We start from the raw sequence: 16627 nt of genomic DNA, 5'->3' as shown, positions 1-16627 counted from the left end.
TGTCGGTGGACAACCCCGTCCGCCGACGTCACGAGGAGGGGACATGAACCGGAGAAGGACGACCGTGGCGGTCGCCGCGGCCGGGGTCGCGGCGGGCGTCGTCGGCCTCGGCGTGCTGGCCATGCCCGCGGGCGCCGGTCCGGCGCCGGTCCTGCCCGAGGTCGGGGCCCAGGAGCTGGTCGAGTCCGTGCTGACCGCGGAGCCCGCGGCCTTCGGCGGCTCGATCCAGGTGGACAACAACCTGGGCGTCCCGGCGCTCGCCGGCGTGCCGCAGCTGGGCGACGGCGAGAGCAAGGCCCGCATGTGGACCGACGGGCAGGGCCGCACGCGGCTCCAGCTGCCCAGCGGCAACTCGGAGCGGACCCTCGTCAACGACGGCTCGACGCTGTGGCTGTGGAACTCCGCGGAGCAGAAGGTCACCAAGCTCCCGGCGTCCGAGCGGACCGCCGAGCAGAAGGTCGCCGACCCGGTGAGCGCGGCGCGCGAGGTCGTGACGGCCGTCGAGAAGTACAGCGACGTGTCCGTCGACGGCACCGCGCGGGTGGCGAACCGGTCCGCGTACGAGCTGGTGCTCGCGCCGAAGCCGGACGAGCGGACCGTGCTGCGCGAGGTCCGGGTCGCGGTGGACTCGGAGCTGCGCGTGCCGCTGCGGGTCTCGGTGCTGACCAACGGCGCGACCGACCCGGCCGCGCAGATCGGGTTCACCGACTTCCAGGCCGGTGCGCAGGACGCCTCGCTGTTCACCTTCACGCCGCCCGCGAACGCGGAGGTCGTGGAGGGCGAGGCGAAGGGCGAGCGGCGCGGCCCCGACTCGGCGCAGGCCGAGAAGCTCGCGCAGGCGTCCGGGCTGAAGACCGTCGGCGAGGGCTGGGACACCGTGCTGGTGGCCAAGGCCGGTCCGGACGTGCTGGCGCAGCTGGGCCAGGGCGCGCGAGAGGGCGGCTTCGGCAAGCGGGTCGACGGGATCGAGGGCCGGTCGGACAGCCGTCCGCCGTGGGCTCGCGCTTCCGAGGGCTCGACCGAGCAGGGGTCCGAGGAGTCGGGCAGGCGCGGTCGGGGTCTGGACCCGCAGCAGCTGCTGGCGCAGCTGGGCAAGCCGGTCAGCGGTGACTGGGGCACCGGCACGCTGATCACCACCCGCGTCGGGTCGGCGCTGATCGCCAGCGACGGCCGGGTCGCGCTGGGCGCGGTGCCCGAGCAGGTGCTCGTCGAGGCGATCGGCCAGGTGAAGTGACCGGTTCGGACGTCTCCGCTCCGGCGGGCGAGCGGGCGGGGTCGGCGCGTGGCGCCGGCCCCGCCCCGGTCCTCGCCGCCAGGACGCGGGGGCTGCGCAAGGTGTACGGGCGCACGGTGGCCGTGGACCGGGTGGACCTGGAGGTGCCCGAGGGCGCGGTGCTGGGGATGCTCGGGCCGAACGGGTCGGGCAAGACCACCACCATCCGGATGCTGCTGGGCCTGGTGCGGCCGACCGAGGGCGAGGTGGAGCTGCTCGGCGAGGACATGCCGGACGGCGCGGCCCGCGCCCTGCCGCACGTGGGCGCGCTCGTGGAGGGGCCGGGGTTCCACCCGTTCCTGTCCGGGCGGGAGAACCTGGTGCGGGCGGCGGCGTTCGAGCCGCTGCTGGAGACGCGGGCGATCCGGCGGGCGGTGGAGGACGCGCTGGAGCGGGTCGGGCTCGCGGGCGCCGCGCACCGCCGGTACCGGGGGTACTCGCTGGGCATGAAGCAGCGCCTGGGCCTCGCGGGCGCGCTGCTGGTGCCGCGCAAGCTGGTCGTGCTCGACGAGCCCACGAACGGGCTCGACCCGGCGGGCACCCGCGAGGTGCGGAAGGTGATCGCGGACCTGCACGACGCGGGCAGCACGGTCGTGGTGTCCTCGCACCTGCTGAGCGAGATCGAGGCGACCTGCACGCACGCCGCCGTGCTGCACCGGGGGACCGTCGTGGCGCAGGGCGAGCTGGCCGACCTGCTCCAGTCGGAGAGCAACGCGCTGCTCGTGTCGACCCCTGAAGTTGACGAGGCGCTGAACGCCCTGCGAGCTGCGCGGATATCCGCCCGGCCGTGGGACGGCGGGGTGCGAGTGGAATTGATCTCCACGACAGCGCCGGAGGTTTTGCGCACACTGGTGGAGGCTGGTGTTCCGGTGCACGAGGCGCTCAGGCAGCGCACGGGGCTGGAAGACTTGTTCGCCCGGCTGACCGAGGCGGGCGACGCCGAGCACATGTCGGCGGTCGACACGATAGAAGAGGGGTCCCGATGACGGTGCGCACGCCAGGACCGAGGCACTCCAGGCCGGAGTCCGAGCACGCGCAGGCAGACGGCGGTCCGAGGCACTCCCGGACCGAGCACGAGCCCGCGGCGCACCCGGCGCCCGCGCACCCCGAGGGCGCGCGGCGCCCGGCAGCGGGGGTGCCGCGCCACTCGAGGGACGAGCACGAGCAGCACGAGCGGGGTGGGGAGGGGGGCGGGGCCGGGTCGGACGGTGCGAGGTCGGATGACGCCGGGTCGGACGGCGCTGGGTCGAACGGTGCTGGGAGCGTTGCGGCGACCGGGAGTTCCGCTCCCGCCGAGGGCACGTCCGGGGAGTCCGCGCCAGGGGAGTCCGCGCCGGGCAGGTCCGGGTGGGACGCTTCGCGCTGGGACGGCACCGGTCCCGCCGGTTCCGGTTCGGACGCGGCGGTGCGGAGCATCCTGGAGGTCCTGCGCAAGCGCGGCGCGGAGGAGCCGAGCGCGCCCGAGGACGCCCTCGGCCCGGTCCGGACCGGGTCGGACGGCGCGGAGCTGTCCGACGGGGACCTGGGCGCCACGCGGCCGGTCGACCCGGAGCTGATCGGCGCGGTCCCCGAGTGGGCCAAGGGGGAGCACCCGGCGGGACCGGGCCTGTCGACGCCGGAGCAGCGCGCCAGGATCGGCGCGGGCTGGCCGCAGCGCTTCGACGCCGCCCCGTCGCGGCACGCGAAGTCCGCAGGCGAGGCCGAGACCGCGCAGCTGGAGGCGATCGGCCGGAGCGGCGAGAAGCCCGTCAGGGGCAAGCGCGCGAAGCGCCTCGCCTCGGGCCACCGGGTGCTGCCGAACCCGACGCCGGTCGGCCTGGACGAGACCACCCGGCTGACCGCCGTGACCGACGACGGGCAGGCCGGACCGGGCGCGCCCGCGCCGTCGAGCGCCCCCGGCACGCGGTTCGCCCCCGAGACGCCCCCCGCGCTGAGCTCCGCCCTCGGCACCCCCTCGGCGCTGACCGCTCCCCCGGAGCTGGACGCCTCGGTCACCCAGGTGCTGCCCACGGTGCCCGCCGAGCTGGACCCGTCCGTCACCCAGGTCGTGCCCACCACCGCCCCGCCCGCCAAGCCCGCGCACGCCACCACCGCGCCCGGCAAGCCCGCGTCCGGCGCCGTTCAGCCTGGCGCCATCCAGCCCGGCAGCCCTGCGCCCGGCAAGCCCGCGCACGGCACCATCCCGCCCGGCACTCCCGCGCCCCGCACTCCCGCACCGAGTACTTCTGCGCCCCGCTCTCCCGCACCAAGCACCTCTGCGCCCCGCACTCCCGCGCACGGCAAGCCCGTGTCGCCCCCCGACTCCTCCACGCGCCTGAAGCCGACGGCGCCCACCAAGCCCGGCGCGCCCGCCCGGCCCGCTGCCCAGGCCGCGCCCGCTCCCGGAGCGCGCGGGCAGTCGCCCGGCCGCCAGGCCACCCGTCCCGGCACCGGTTTCCACCAGCCCGTGACCACGACCGCCAGCGGCTACTACCCGCCCGTCACCGCCTCGGGCGCGGGGAGCCTGCCGACCGCGACGCCGTCCACCGTCGTGCCCTCGGCCGTGGTGTCCGCCGCCGTGGTCCCGGCCGCCGTGGTGTCCGCCGCCGTCGCGACCCAGGCGGCCGACGCGCCCGCCGCAGCGCCCGCCGTGCCCGCAGCGCCCGCCCCCGAACCCGCTTCGCCCGCGACGACGCAGGTCATCAGCACGTCCGCGCCGCTGGCGCCCGCCGCACCGGCCGCGAGGCGCGTGTCCCGCGCGCCCATGACCGCGTCCGCGCCCCCCAACGCCCCCGTGCCGCCCACCGCCGTGCCGCCCACGCCGCAGGCGAGCGGCTTCCACCGGCCCGTCGCCCCCGCAGGCGGCGCCCGGCCCACCACTCCCCCCGGCACCGGTTTCCACCAGCCGGTCGGCCCGGCCCCGGCGGGCAACCCGCCGTCCGCGAGCGGCTACTACCTGCCCGTGACCCCCTCGGCCAGCGGCTTCTACCCGCCGGTCGCGCCGAGCCCGAACGGCGGCCCCCCGCCCGTCCCCCGCCCCGCAGGCAGCCACACCCCGCTGGTCGCCACCACTGCCTCGGGCAAGTCCCCGTCGGCCGCCACCCCCACAGGCAGGAAGACCTCACCGGTCGCCGTCCCCGCAGGCGGCAAGTCCCCCTCGGCACACGCCCTCGCGGGCGGCAAGACCCCGCCCGCCACCGGTCACACCCCGTCGCCCGCCCCCGGCCAGACCCCGCCGGTCGGCCCCTCGGCGAGCGGCTTCCACGCACCCGTCACCACGTCGGCCAGCGGCTACTACCCGCCCGTCACGCCGTCCGCGAGCGGCTACCACGCACCCGTCACCACCTCGGCCAGCGGCTACTACCCGCCGGTGACCCCGTCCGCGAGCGGCTACTACCCGCCCGTCGCCCCCGGCAGCGCTCCCGCGCCGGTCGGCGGCGCGCCGGAGAAGCCGCTGCCCGTGCGGCGCAAGGGCGCGAGCGGGCACGGTTCCGGGAAGCGGGGCAAGCGGTCCGAGGGCGCCTCCGCCGACGAGGCGGCCAAGTCGTCCGAGTCGCTCGGGTCGCGCATCGGCCTGCGCCGACGTCGGACCAAGCAGGACCCGGTCGAGGAACACCCCACCACCACGCCCGGCGACGAGCAGCGGATCGGCGGGCAGCGGCCCTCGGGCCCCGCCGCCGAGTCCAGCGCCGAGCCCGGCGCCAGGACCACCGCGCAGGCCGAACCGGGCGGCATCGCGCTCACCCCCTCGGCGCTCTCGGACCCCGCCCCGACCCCCGACACCGGGACCGACGCGGGCGCGCCGGGCGCCGCGCCGGGCGCCGGGGCGGGCGCCACCCCCGACCGCGAGCCCGGTCGCGGCAAGCGGGCCAAGCACCGCCCGCAGCGCCACCTCGCGCTCGTCCCCGAACCCCCGGCGACCGGACCGCAGCCGGTGCTGCGCCTCCCGTCCGAAACCGACCCGGCCGCCGAACCCCGACCGTCCAGGGCGGACCGCCCGGAGCCCCCGGCAGGGGAGCCGGACCAGACCGAGCGCTCCACCGCCAAGCACGCGAGCACCGAGCACGCGGGCGCCACGCCCCCCAGCGCCACCCCCGCAGGCAGCACGCCCACCGCCCCCGCCAAGACCCCGCCGCCGCAGGGCGCGCGGGCGAAGACGCGGTCGCGGGCCGAGCGGGTGGCCGCGATGAACGCGCGCGACCGCTCCGACGAGGGCGGCCAGGACCACGAAGACCCCGAGGAGACCCCGCGATGACGGTTGCCCAGGCGACCCCCGCCGCCCCGCCCCCCACCGCGGCGAGCCGCGCCGCGACCCGCACCAGCGCGCCGCTCGGCAGGCAGCTGCTGTCCGAGCTGCGCTGGATCATCCGCCGCCCCCGCACGCTGTTCGGGCTGGGCGCGCTCGCGCTGATCCCGATCGTCGCGGGCGTCGGCCTGTGGTTCGCCGCCGACGGCCCCGGCCCGGCGGGCGCGGGCATCGCCGCGATCATCTCCGGCAACGGCCTGGTGCTGCCGGTGTTCGTGCTGCTGATGACGCTGCCCGTGCTGCTGCCGCTGGTCGGCGCGATCTGGGCGGCGGACGGCATCGCGGGCGAGGCCCAGCACGGCACGCTGCGCGGGCTGCTGCTGTCCCCGGTGGGTCGGCTGCGGCTGCTGGGCGTCAAGGCGTTCGGCGTCGCGGTGATGTCGCTGCTGTCGGTCTCGGTGATCGCCGTGGTGGGCACGGTCGTCGGGGCGGTGCTGTTCGGCGGTCAGGGGATGCTGACGCTGTCCGGCTCGTCGCTGCCGCTCGGCCCGGCGCTGGCGCGCATCGCGCTGGTGGTGCTGCTGGTGTCGGTGCAGGTGTGGGCGGTGGCGGCGGTCGCGCTGGCGGTGTCGACGACGACCGAGCACCCGCTGGTCGTGATGGCGACGACGCTGGCCGGGCTGATCGTGTTCGGGCTGCTGATGGTGTTCGACTCGCTGTCCTGGCTGCACCCGTACCTGCTGTCGTACAGCTGGACCGGCCTGGCGGACGTGATCCGCGACCCGCTGCCGACCGGGCAGCTGTGGGAGAGCACGGCGCTGGCCGGGTGCTACATCCTGATCGGGCTGTCGCTGGCCGCGATGCGCATGGTCACCAAGGACCACTAGCGACCACGGGAGCGGCGGGCTCCGCGCGAGCCCGCCTCCCCGAGCGGCCGGTCGCCGTCAGCCGATGACCGCGACCCCGTCCTGGTCGACGGCCAGCCGCACCCGGTCACCGGGCTCCCAGCTGCCGACGACCGGGCCGACCGCGTCGAACTCGTCGTCCCCGATCCGCACCAGCAGGCGCACGTGGTCCCTGCGGTGCACGCGCGCCAGCACCACGGCGTCCAGCGGCTCACCACCCGCTGCGCCCACCGCGCCCGCCGTGGCCACCGCGCCAGCGGCGCCGTCCGGGACCACCCGCAGCGCCGTCTCCCGCAGCCCGACCCGCGCGCGCACCCCGACCAGCCGCTCCGCCGCCTCCGGCGCGAGCACCACCCCGCAGCCGAGGAACCGGGCCGTCTCCACGTCGACCGGTTCCCGCCACACCCGCGCGGGCGGCCCGGTCTGCCGCAGCCTCCCGGCCCGCATCACCGCCACCCGGTCGGCCAGGGTGAACGCCTCGTCGTGGTCGTGCGTGACCACCAGCGCCGTCGCGCCGGTCTCCCGCAGCAGCCGCGCCAGGTCGAGCGCCAGCTGCTCGCGCAGCGACCGGTCCAGCGCGGACAGCGGCTCGTCGAGCAGCAGCAGCCTCGGGTCGGGGGCGAGCGCGCGGGCCAGCGCCACGCGCTGCTGCTCGCCGCCGGACAGCTCGGTGACCCGCCGCCGCTGGTAGCCGCCGAGCCCGACCAGCTCCAGCAGCTCCGCCACCCGCTTGTCCCGCTCGCCGCGCGCGGCCCCGCGCATCCGCAGGCCGAACGCGACGTTCCCGGCGACGTCCCGGTGCGGGAACAGCTGCCCGTCCTGGAACACCAGCCCGAACCCCCTGCGGTGCACGGGCGTCCCGGACAGGTCGGCCCCGTCCCAGGTGACCGCGCCCGCGCTGACCCGCTCCAGCCCGGCCACCGCGCGCAGCAGCGTGGACTTGCCGCACCCGGACGGCCCGAGCAGCGCGACGACCTCGCCGCCCGCCACCTCCAGGTCCACCCCGGACACCGCCTCGACGTCGCCGTAGCGCACGTCGATCCCCTCGAGCCGCAACGACATCAGAACTCCCCGCTGCCCGGCGCCCTGAGCCGCTCGACGAGCAGCACGGTCACCGCGGTCACCACCATCAGCAGCGCGCACGCCGCGTAGGCCATCTGGCTGTTCAGCTCGCCGGGCCGCGACATCAGCCGGGCGATCACCACCGGCAGGGTCGGCGCGTCCGGGCGGGCCAGGAAGCTGGTCGCCCCGAACTCGCCGAGCGCCACCACGTACCCGAACCCGGCGGCGGCCACGAGCGAGCGGGCCGCCAGCGGCAGGTCGACCTCGCGCCACACCCGCCAGGGGCTCGCGCCGAGCGAGGCGGCGGCCTGCCGCAGCCGCTCGTCGACCGCGCGCAGCACCGGCAGCACCATGCGCACCACCAGCGGCGTCACCACGAGCGCCTGGGCCAGCGGCACCAGCGCGGGCGAGGTGCGCAGGTCGCCGGGCAGGGCGTCCATGGTGATCAGGTAGCCGAAGCCGACCGTCACGGCGGACACGCCCAGCGGCAGCATGAGCGCGGTGTCGAGCGCCTCGGCGAGCCAGGAGCCGGAGCGGCGCAGGCCGACCAGCACGACCGCCGACAGGACGCCGACGAGCAGGGCGAGCAGGGTGGCGTCGGTGGCGGCGCGCAGCGAGTTCAGCGCCGCGTCCACGCCCGAGACGGAGAGGGTGCCGCGCTCGCCGGTGCCCGCGAGGGCGCGGTAGCCGTCCAGGCTCCAGCCGTCGCGGGTGGACACCGAGCGGGCCAGCAGCGCCACCACGGGGACCAGCAGCACCAGCACGACCAGCCACGCGGCGGCCACCACGCCCCACTCGCCGCCCTGCGGCCTGCGGGGCGGTTCGGCGCGCAGGGCGAGCCCGGCCTCGCGGCGGCGGCGGGCCAGCGCGCCCAGCACCAGCACGGCGAGGACGGCGGCGAACTGGACCAGGGACAGCGCGGCGGCGCCGGGCAGGTCGAACAGCTCGACGGTGCGCAGGTAGATCTCGGTCTCCAGGGTGCGGTGGCGGGCCCCGCCGAGCACCAGGACGACGCCGAAGCTGGTGGCGCAGAACAGGAACACCACGGACGCGGCCGAGCCGACGGCGGGCGCCAGCGCGGGCAGCACGACGGAGGTGAAGGCGCGCAGCCTGGACGCGCCGAGCGCGCGGGCGGCGTCCTCGGCGCGCCGGTCGAGCCGCGCCCACAGGCCGCCGACGGTGCGGGCGACGACGGCGACGTTGAAGAACGCGTTGGCCAGCACGATCGGCAGCACGCCGCCGTCCGGCCAGAGCGCCCGGAACGCCAGGCCGACGACGACGGTGGGCAGCACGAACGGGACCATCACCGCCGCCCGCACCACGCCCGCGCCCGCCACCTCCGCGCGGGCGAGCAGGAACGCGACGGGCATCCCGGCGAGCAGCGCGAGCGCGGTGGCGGCGGCGGCCTGGCCGAGGGTGAAGGCGACGAGGTCGAGCGTGGCGCCGTTCGCGAGCGCGGTGAGCACGCCGCCCTCGCGCAGCCCGAGTCCGACGATGGCGGCGACGGGCCAGGCGAAGAAGACGCCGAGGAACGCGAGCGGCAGCAGCCCGGCGAGGCCCCAGCCGAGGGCGGCCCTGCGGTTGACGGGGCGGCGGGTGGTGAGGCGGCGGGCGGCGGTCCCGGTCCGGTGGGGACCGTCGCCGCTCACCCGCTCGGCCGTCCCGGTCCCCGCCACCGCGCCGTCACCGCCGGGGGCGGCCCCCGACGTGCCGCCCGCGTCCCGCCGCGTCAGCCCTGGACGAGATCGCGCCACTGCTGGACCCACTGCTCGCGCCCGGCGTCCACCTGGTCGGCGGGCAGGGTGCGGGAGTTCGCGGGCAGGGGCGCGGCCTTGGCCCACGCCTCCGGCAGCGGGGTGTCCGCGCGGCTGGGGTAGACGTACATCTGCTCGGGCACCTGGGCCTGGAAGTCGGCGCCCAGGAGGAAGTCGACGACCTTCTCGGCGTCCTCGGGGTTCTTCGCGTTCTCCAGGACGCCCGCGTACTCGACCTGCTGGTAGCAGGTGTCGAGCAGGGCCTTGGTGCGCGGCGTGCCGTCGTCGCCGATCTCGGCGGACGGCGAGGAGGCGTAGGAGACCACGATCGGGCGCGGGCCCTTGCCCGCCGAGCCGGAGAACTCCTGGTTGTAGGCCTCCTCCCAGCCGCTGACGACCTTGACGCCGTTGGCCTGGAGCTGGCCCCAGTAGTTGGTCCAGTTCTGCTCGCCGAAGGTGGCGATGGTGTTCAGCAGGAACGCCAGGCCGGGCGAGGAGGTGGCCGGGTCCTCGACCACGAGCATGTCGCGGTACTTGGGGTCGGCGAGGTCGGCGAGCTTCTGCGGTTCGCCGACGTCCTTGAGGGCGGCGACGTCGACGTTCAGGCAGACGTCGCCGACGTCGACGGCGTGCAGGCGGTTGGCGGGTTCGAGCTGGTACCGCTGCGCGCCCTTGTCGCCCTCGGGGGAGGTGTGCTCGGCGAACACGTTCTCCTTGAGGGCGCGGGAGGCGAAGGTCGAGTCGACGCCGAACGCCACGTCGCCGATGGGGTTGGCCTTGGTGAGCACGAGCTTGTTGGTCAGCTCACCGGCGTCCCCGCTGGCCAGGGGCTTGATGGTGATGCCGGTGTCGGACTTGAACTCGTCCAGCAGGGTCTGGTCGACGTTGAACGAGTCGTGGGTGACCAGGGTGACCACGCGCTCGCCGGGCGCGGCGGGCTGGTTGCCCGCCACCGAGCAGGAGGCCAGCAGCACGATCAGCGGAGCTGCGGACAGGGCACGTCGGAGCATCATCTCTCCCTACACCGGCATGACCCGGATCAGGTGTGGACGGTCGAAGGCTGGCGTGCCTTCCTCTCAGCCCGGCGCACTACCGGACTCCCGTGGTGTTCAGCAGCTTACGTCACCCGGTGGGATGATCCGCGCATGGCCGAGCTGCTGACCGACGACCAGCTGACCGCGGAGCTGGCGAACCTGCCGGAGTGGACCGCGCAGGGGGTGGCGCTGGTGCGCGCGGCGGACCTGCCGTCGTTCCGGGCGGCGATCGACGTGGTGGGCAGGGTCGCCGACGTGGCCGAGCGCATGGACCACCACCCGGACGTGGACATCCGCTGGCGCACCCTGGTGTTCCGCTGCTCGACCCGGTCGGCGGGCGGGATCACCGCGCTGGACGTGTCACTGGCGCACGAGGTCGACCGGGCGCTCGACGCGCTGGCGTGAGCGCGGCTCGGCGGGTCCCTCCGGCGCGCGCCGTCATCCGCTTCCCGGCGCACCGGGGTCGATGAGCGCGCGCTCGGCGAGCCCGGCGCCGTTCAGGGCGTTCTCGTACGCCTTGAGCAGGCGGCGCGCGTTCGCGGGCGAGCGCATCAGGTGCTCGCCCTCGCGCAGGGCCGCGCGCTCCTCGGCGGACATCCCCCCTGCGGGCAGCTCACCGCGCTCCACCAGTCACCGCCCCACGAGGTCGACCGGGCGCTCGACGCGCCGGCGCGCCCGCAGCTCCACCACCACCGCGACCAGCGTCAGCAGTCCGGCGGCCGGGTAGACCCAGCCCAGGGCGGACAGGTGCCACGGGCGCGGGATGATCCAGATCGACTCCTGGGCCATCAGCAGGAACGAGATCAGGTAGCTGCCCACCGCCACCAGCCAGACCCACGCGGCGGTCGTCGCGAGGCGGTGGGTGGCGCGGTAGGTCAGCCACATCAGCGCCGGGACCATCCACACCCAGTGGTGGCTCCACGAGATCGGCGAGACGAGCAGGCCGAGGAACTGGGTGCTCACCACGGCCGCGAGGCTGTCGTTCGCGCGCACGGCCTCCAGCAGCGCCCACAGGGCGAGCGCGGCGGCCAGCGCGGCGGCGACCAGGAAGATCGGGCCGGTCTCCACGTCGTGCCCGACCGTGCGGGACAGGGCGCCGCGCAGCGACTGGTTGATCGCGGAGCCGACCGGGCCGACGCGGGTGGCGTCGCCGAGGAGCTGGAACCAGAACTGGTGCGACTGGCTCGCGGAGATCGCGTAGCCGAGGCCGACCGTGCCCGCGAACGCGGCGAACGACCAGAGCGCGGCGGTCCAGCGGCGGGTGGCGAGGAAGTACAGGCCGGTGATCGCCGGGGTGAGCTTGATGCCCGCCGCGACGCCGGTGCCCAGGCCCGCCACCCACGAGCGCGCGCTGACCATGGTGCCGATGAGCAGCGCGGCCAGGACGAGGTTGATCTGGCCGTAGTTCAGCGTGGTGCGGACGGGCTCGACCCAGATCAGCAGGCCGGTCCACAGCAGGACGCGGCGCGGGTTCGCGCTGCCTGCCAGCTCCAGCGAGGTGCGGGTGAGGTACCAGAGGCAGGCCAGGGACAGCAGCTGCCAGAACCAGCGGGCCACGCCCCACGGGACCCAGGACAGCGGGACGAACACGAGCGCCGAGAACGGCGGGTAGGTGAACGGGAGCGCGAACTGGTCGGAGAACTCCTTGAGGCGCCACTGGTACAGCTCGCCGGTGAACAGCTCGGGGGCGGCGTTCCGGTAGACCATCAGGTCGACCATGGTCATCTTGGTCTGGAGGGCGACCATCAGCAGGTGCCCCAGCAGGGAGAGCCCGAACAGCCAGGGCGCGAGGGGTAGCACGCGCGCTTCCAGGGTGCGCAGGTTCACCGAGGATCCTCCACGATCGTGTGAGTTTCATGACTGCCGGAGCAACGTTCCGGGTACCCGTGCGTCAAGACCTGTGGGAGATCAACCGCAACAAGGGGAATTCGCATGACCGCCGACATCTTCGTGTTCACCGTGGCCGCCTTCGGGATGCTGGCGACCGCCGGTGGCGTGCTGGCGATGGCCAGGCACAGCCGCAAGCAGGTTCGCTGACCCGACGCGGGACCTCCGGGGGGAGGTCCGCGATCGAGGCGCGCGTCGAGGCCCCGTGGTGAACGCGACCGCGGGGCCTCGTCATGCCCTGGGTCCGTCGCGGGGGACGGGGCATGGCGGACCTCGGGTTCCTGCTCGGTCTGGTCTGCGCCCGGAACGGGCTCTCGTCGGGGCGAGCGAGGCGGAGCCTACCCGGACGGCGGTCACGGGGCGTGGTCGTCGGGCCGGGACGGCCGTTCACCCCCGCTCGAGCAGGGCTTTCGGGTGCGGACGCCGCAGCGGCGATCCCGCCCAGAATTTTTCGCGAATCAATGTTTGAGAATTGGAACAGCGGTCACGACGGGCAGCGCAAAAACAAGTTGCCCGACTGTGATCTGGTTCACAAAAAGACATCCCCGCCGAGGTCCCGAACATCTCTACTTGTGCAAGGGGAAAACAGCGAAGAATGAATCGAGGGGATTGAGAATGCGTACGAACACCAAGCGGGTCGTCCGTGGCGCCACCACCATCGCCGCGCTGGCCGCGTTCGGCGCGCTGTCCGCCTGCTCGCCCGGCCAGACCACCGGCGCCGCTTCCTCCGCCCCCGCCACCGGCTCCTCCGCCACCCCGGCCGCCGACTCCTCCGCCGCGCCGCAGGGCGGGGAGGGCGGCGCCAGGGTCACCGGCGGCGCCGACGCCCTGCGGTCCAACGGCGCCAAGCCCGCCAGCGGCGAGGAGCTGTGCGCCACCGCGGAGACCGGGCTAGGCATCGACTTCCCGCACCAGGGCGGCTCGCCCGACCAGAAGACCCTGCAGCTGCTCTTCCGCAACGACTCCGCGACCCGCTGCACGCTCCAGGGCTTCCCCGGCGTCCAGTTCCAGAAGCGCAACGGCGAGACCTGGGACGTGGTCCGCAGCGACGACCCGATCAAGCCGATCAGCCTCGCGCCCGGTGAGAGCACCAACGCGCAGCTCGTCTTCCTGGGCGCGGACTCCGCCGAGGGCACCTCGCACTGGGCGCCCGACAGCATCCTCGTGACCCCGCCGAACACCACCGACACCCGGAGCTTCCCGTGGGGGTTCGGCACGCTCGTGCGCCAGGACGGCGCGACGCGCCCCGGCACCTACGTCGGCGGCGTCAACATCGTCGACGTCGGCAACAAGTGAGCCAGCGGGGCCGGGAATGGGGAACGCCGGGAAGCTGATGCAGCTTCCCGGCGTTCCCCATTCCCGAGGAATGAATTCCCCGGTTCTCCGAAAGGGATTTCGACGCGCCCCGGAGGGCTGCGGAAGTCCTCAGACGTTGAACCGGAACTCCACCACGTCCCCGTCCACCATCACGTACTCCTTGCCCTCCATGCGGACCTTGCCCGCCGCCTTCGCGGCCGACATCGAGCCGGTCTCCACGAGGTCCGCGAACGACACGACCTCAGCCTTGATGAACCCGCGCTCGAAGTCCGTGTGGATCACGCCCGCGGCCTGTGGGGCGGTCGCGCCCTTCGGGATCGTCCAGGCGCGCGCCTCCTTCGGGCCCGCCGTCAGGTAGGTCTGGAGCCCGAGGGTGTGGAAGCCCGCGCGGGCCAGGGCGTGCAGGCCCGGCTCGTGCTGGCCGATCGACTCCAGCAGCTCGCGGGCGGACTCCTCGTCCAGCTCCAGCAGCTCGGCCTCGACCTTGGCGTCCAGGAACACCGCGTCGGCGGGCGCGACCAGCTCGCGCAGCTCCTTCACCTTCGCGTCGTTCGTGAGCACGCCCTCGTCGGCGTTGAACACGTACAGGAACGGCTTGGTGGTGAGCAGGCTCAGCTCGCGCAGCAGCTCGCCGTCCACCTCCGCCTGCGCGGAGAACAGCGTGCGCCCGGCGTCGAGGATCTCGCGGGCCTTCTGCGCGGCCTCCAGCGCGGGGCGGCGGTCCTTCTGGGTCCGCGCCTCCTTCTCCAGCCTGGGGATGGCCTTCTCCAGGGTCTGGAGGTCGGCCAGCACCAGCTCGGTGTTGATCGTCTCGATGTCCGCGACCGGGTCGACGCGGTCGTCGACGTGGATCACGTCCGAGTCGTCGAACACGCGGACGACCTGGCAGATCGCGTTGGCCTCGCGGATGTTCGCGAGGAACTTGTTGCCGAGGCCCGCGCCTTCGGAGGCGCCCTTGACGATGCCCGCGATGTCGACGAACGACACCACGGCGGGCACCTCGCGCTCGGAGCCGAAGACCTCCGCCAGCTTGCCCAGCCTGGCATCCGGCAACGGCACCACGCCGACGTTCGGCTCGATCGTGGCGAACGGGTAGTTCGCCGCGAGCACGTCGTTGCGCGTGAGGGCGTTGAACAGGGTGGACTTGCCGACGTTGGGCAGGCCGACGATACCGAGGGTCAAACTCACGGTGGGTGAGTCTACGCGCAGCGCCCCCGCGTCCGATTTCCGCGAGAGGTGCGGCGCGGCCTGCGGCACAGTGGGTGCGTGCTCCTCGACGCCGAACGCGCCTACCGGGCGGTGGCCTCCCGCGACGCCCGCTTCGACGGGTGCTTCATCACCGCCGTGCGCACCACCCGCATCTACTGCCGCCCGTCCTGCCCGGCGACCACGCCCAAGCAGCGCAACGTCGAGTTCTACCCGACCGCCGCCGCGGCCCAGTCCGCCGGTTACCGGGCGTGCCGCAGGTGCCTGCCGGACGCCGTTCCGGGGTCACCCGAGTGGAACCTGCGGGCGGACCTCGCGGCGCGGGCGATGCGGCTCATCGGGGACGGGGTGGTGGAGCGGGAGGGCGTGCCGGGGCTGGCCGCGCGGCTCGGCTACTCGGAGCGGCACCTGTCGCGGGTGCTGTCCGTGGAGCTGGGGGCCGGGCCGCTCGCGCTGGCGCGGGCGTACCGGGCGCACTCGGCGCGGCTGCTGATCGAGACCACCGACCTGGCGTTCGCGGACGTGGCGTTCGCGGCCGGGTTCGCCTCGGTGCGGCAGTTCAACGACACGATCCGGGCGGTGTTCGCGGCCACGCCCTCGCGGCTGCGCGAGGCGCGCGCGACCGTCGGCGCGGCCGGGCGGATCGAGCTGCGGCTGCCCTACCGGCCGCCGTTCGACGCCGCCGGGCTGCTGGAGTTCTTCCGCGCCGAGGCCGTGCCCGGCGTGGAGGAGGTCAGCGGCGGGACCTACCGGCGCTCGCTCCGGCTCCCGCACGGCGCGGCCACCGTCGCGCTCACCCCGCGTGATGGGCACGTGCTGTGCTCCCTTCGACTGGGTGATCTGCGGGACCTGGGGACGGCGGTGAGCCGGGTGCGGCGGCTGCTCGACCTGGACGCCGACCCGCAGGCCGTGGACGCGGTGCTCGGGGCGGACCCGGCGCTGCGCGAGCTGGTCGCGGCCCGGCCGGGGGCGCGGGTGCCGGGGAGCGTGGACGGGGCCGAGACGCTGCTGCGCGAGCTGGGGCACCGGGAGGCCGGGGAGCCGCTGGAGCACCCGGACGGGGCGGTGACGCACCTGTACCCGGCGGTCGTGGACACCCCGGTCGGGCGGGCGCTGGCGGGCGGGGAGCTGGTGGTGGACGTCGGGCGGGACGCGGACGAGCTGCTGGCCGAGCTGACCGCGTTCCCCGGCGTCGGGGCGGCGGTCGCGCGGCGGGTCGTGGCGCGGGTGCTGGGCTCGCCGGACGTCCCCTTGGTGGGTGACACGCGAGTAGGTGACGCGCAGGTGGGCGGGGAGCGAGGAGACGGAGAGCGGGGAGACGGGGAGCGGGGAGACGGGGCCGCGTGGCGGCCGTGGCGCTCCTACGCGGCCGTGCACCTGGGCGCGCTGGGTCCGCGCGAGCGGGATGACCTGAACGGGCGAAGTGACTCGAACGAGCGAAGCAGGAGGACAGCGTGACCGCGTTCACGTCCACCGTGGACACCCCCATCGGCCCCTTCACCGCCGTGGTGGCGGGTGACGGCGCGGTGCTGGCGAGCGGCTGGACCGCGTCGCTGGACGAGCTGATGCCGCAGGTGTCGGCGTCGTTGAAGCCGGAGGAGATCAAGGAGCGGCGGGACCTCGGGGAGGTGACGAGGGCGGTGCGGGCCTACCACTCGGGTGAGCTGGGCGCGGTCGCGGAGGTGCCGGTGCGGCAGCGGTCCGGGGTGTTCATGGAGCAGGCGTGGGACGCGCTGCGGCTCGTCCCGGCCGGGCAGCCGGTGAGCTACGCGCGGTACGCCGAGCTGGCCGGGCGACCGGCGGCGGTCAGGGCGGCGGCCACGGCGTGCGCGAAGAACGCGGCGGCGCTGTTCGTGCCGTGCCACCGGGTGGTGCGCACGGGCGGGGCGATCGGGAACTTCCGGTGGGGCGTCGACGCGAAGCGGTGGCTGCTCAAGCACGAGGGGTGAGGCGGGGGCGGCGGC

The 16627-nt window shown here is 75.2% G+C and carries 14 protein-coding genes; 8 read left to right on the top strand and 6 right to left on the bottom strand.

The genetic code is table 11. The features are described 5' to 3' along the window. Positions 1–43 precede the first annotated feature (43 nt). Genes LV78_RS20535 through LV78_RS20520 form a run of 4 tightly spaced genes read left to right on the top strand, consistent with a single transcriptional unit; the run spans position 44 to position 6385 of the window. Positions 44–1234: a LolA family protein gene (locus tag LV78_RS20535; protein WP_253846876.1), complete on the top strand. Its 1191-nt coding sequence runs from the start codon at positions 44–46 to the stop codon at positions 1232–1234. After that, positions 1231–2259, top strand: coding sequence for an ABC transporter ATP-binding protein (locus LV78_RS20530; RefSeq protein WP_253846875.1), 1029 nt, complete (start codon positions 1231–1233; stop codon positions 2257–2259). The genes LV78_RS20535 and LV78_RS20530 overlap by 4 nt, the downstream gene beginning before the upstream one ends. Next, entirely contained in the window at positions 2256–5507 is a 3252-nt protein-coding gene (locus LV78_RS20525; protein WP_253846951.1) for a hypothetical protein, read from the top strand. Before LV78_RS20530 ends, LV78_RS20525 begins: the two co-directional genes overlap by 4 nt. After that, positions 5504–6385 carry an ABC transporter permease gene (locus LV78_RS20520; RefSeq protein WP_253846874.1) on the top strand — a complete coding sequence of 294 codons (882 nt, stop codon included), beginning with the start codon at positions 5504–5506 and terminating at the stop codon, positions 6383–6385. The genes LV78_RS20525 and LV78_RS20520 overlap by 4 nt, the downstream gene beginning before the upstream one ends. Before the next feature lie 57 nt (positions 6386–6442). Here LV78_RS20520 and LV78_RS20515 read toward each other — a convergent pair whose 3' ends face one another. The 3 genes from LV78_RS20515 to LV78_RS20505 form a co-directional block, all read right to left on the bottom strand. Next, positions 6443–7465: an ABC transporter ATP-binding protein gene (locus LV78_RS20515; RefSeq protein ID WP_253846873.1), complete on the bottom strand. Its 1023-nt coding sequence runs from the start codon at positions 7463–7465 to the stop codon at positions 6443–6445. Further along, a complete protein-coding gene (locus tag LV78_RS20510; protein WP_253846944.1) occupies positions 7465–9012 on the bottom strand; it encodes an ABC transporter permease in 1548 nt (515 codons plus the stop codon). Before LV78_RS20510 ends, LV78_RS20515 begins: the two co-directional genes overlap by 1 nt. Positions 9013–9194: 182 nt before the next feature. Further along, positions 9195–10229, bottom strand: a complete 1035-nt coding sequence (locus LV78_RS20505) for a thiamine ABC transporter substrate-binding protein (protein WP_253846943.1) — start codon at positions 10227–10229, stop codon at positions 9195–9197. Positions 10230–10364: 135 nt separating this feature from the next. Between LV78_RS20505 and LV78_RS20500 the strand changes: the two genes are divergently transcribed. Further along, the gene (locus tag LV78_RS20500) at positions 10365–10658 is read left to right on the top strand and encodes a 4a-hydroxytetrahydrobiopterin dehydratase (RefSeq protein ID WP_253846872.1); all 294 of its coding nucleotides are present in this window, start codon (positions 10365–10367) and stop codon (positions 10656–10658) included. A gap of 33 nt (positions 10659–10691) precedes the next feature. Here LV78_RS20500 and LV78_RS20495 read toward each other — a convergent pair whose 3' ends face one another. Beyond that, the gene (locus LV78_RS20495) at positions 10692–10880 is read right to left on the bottom strand and encodes a type II toxin-antitoxin system Phd/YefM family antitoxin (protein WP_253846871.1); all 189 of its coding nucleotides are present in this window, start codon (positions 10878–10880) and stop codon (positions 10692–10694) included. A 3-nt stretch (positions 10881–10883) separates the two neighbouring features. Beyond that, a complete protein-coding gene (locus LV78_RS20490; protein ID WP_253846870.1) occupies positions 10884–12080 on the bottom strand; it encodes a mannosyltransferase in 1197 nt (398 codons plus the stop codon). Between the two features lie 675 nt (positions 12081–12755). On the opposite strand from LV78_RS20490, the gene LV78_RS20485 reads away from it, so the two are divergent. Then, positions 12756–13436: a DUF4232 domain-containing protein gene (locus LV78_RS20485; protein WP_253846869.1), complete on the top strand. Its 681-nt coding sequence runs from the start codon at positions 12756–12758 to the stop codon at positions 13434–13436. A 129-nt stretch (positions 13437–13565) separates the two neighbouring features. Here LV78_RS20485 and ychF read toward each other — a convergent pair whose 3' ends face one another. Continuing rightward, a complete protein-coding gene (ychF, locus tag LV78_RS20480; RefSeq protein WP_253846868.1) occupies positions 13566–14645 on the bottom strand; it encodes a redox-regulated ATPase YchF in 1080 nt (359 codons plus the stop codon). Positions 14646–14723: 78 nt separating this feature from the next. Here ychF and LV78_RS20475 point away from each other — a divergent pair, with 78 nt between their 5' ends. After that, on the top strand, positions 14724–16121 hold the full coding sequence (locus tag LV78_RS20475) for an AlkA N-terminal domain-containing protein (RefSeq protein WP_253846867.1): 1398 nt from the start codon (positions 14724–14726) through the stop codon (positions 16119–16121). Next, positions 16118–16612 carry a methylated-DNA--[protein]-cysteine S-methyltransferase gene (locus tag LV78_RS20470; protein WP_253846866.1) on the top strand — a complete coding sequence of 165 codons (495 nt, stop codon included), beginning with the start codon at positions 16118–16120 and terminating at the stop codon, positions 16610–16612. Before LV78_RS20475 ends, LV78_RS20470 begins: the two co-directional genes overlap by 4 nt. Positions 16613–16627 lie beyond the last annotated feature (15 nt).

It is taken from the genome of Actinosynnema pretiosum (assembly GCF_024171695.1).
GTDB classification, from domain to species: domain Bacteria; phylum Actinomycetota; class Actinomycetes; order Mycobacteriales; family Pseudonocardiaceae; genus Actinosynnema; species Actinosynnema pretiosum.
The sequence above is the reverse complement of the archived record's forward strand: the minus strand, read 5'-3'. Positions and strand labels throughout refer to the sequence as shown.

Coding starts and splice junctions, on each gene's coding strand:
- LV78_RS20535 (WP_253846876.1), top strand. CDS start 44: ATGAACCGGAGAAGGACGACCGTGGCGGTCGCCGCGGCCGGGGTCGCG.
- LV78_RS20525 (WP_253846951.1), top strand. CDS start 2,256: ATGACGGTGCGCACGCCAGGACCGAGGCACTCCAGGCCGGAGTCCGAG.
- LV78_RS20520 (WP_253846874.1), top strand. CDS start 5,504: ATGACGGTTGCCCAGGCGACCCCCGCCGCCCCGCCCCCCACCGCGGCG.
- LV78_RS20515 (WP_253846873.1), bottom strand. CDS start 7,465: ATGTCGTTGCGGCTCGAGGGGATCGACGTGCGCTACGGCGACGTCGAG.
- LV78_RS20505 (WP_253846943.1), bottom strand. CDS start 10,229: ATGCTCCGACGTGCCCTGTCCGCAGCTCCGCTGATCGTGCTGCTGGCC.
- LV78_RS20500 (WP_253846872.1), top strand. CDS start 10,365: ATGGCCGAGCTGCTGACCGACGACCAGCTGACCGCGGAGCTGGCGAAC.
- LV78_RS20485 (WP_253846869.1), top strand. CDS start 12,756: ATGCGTACGAACACCAAGCGGGTCGTCCGTGGCGCCACCACCATCGCC.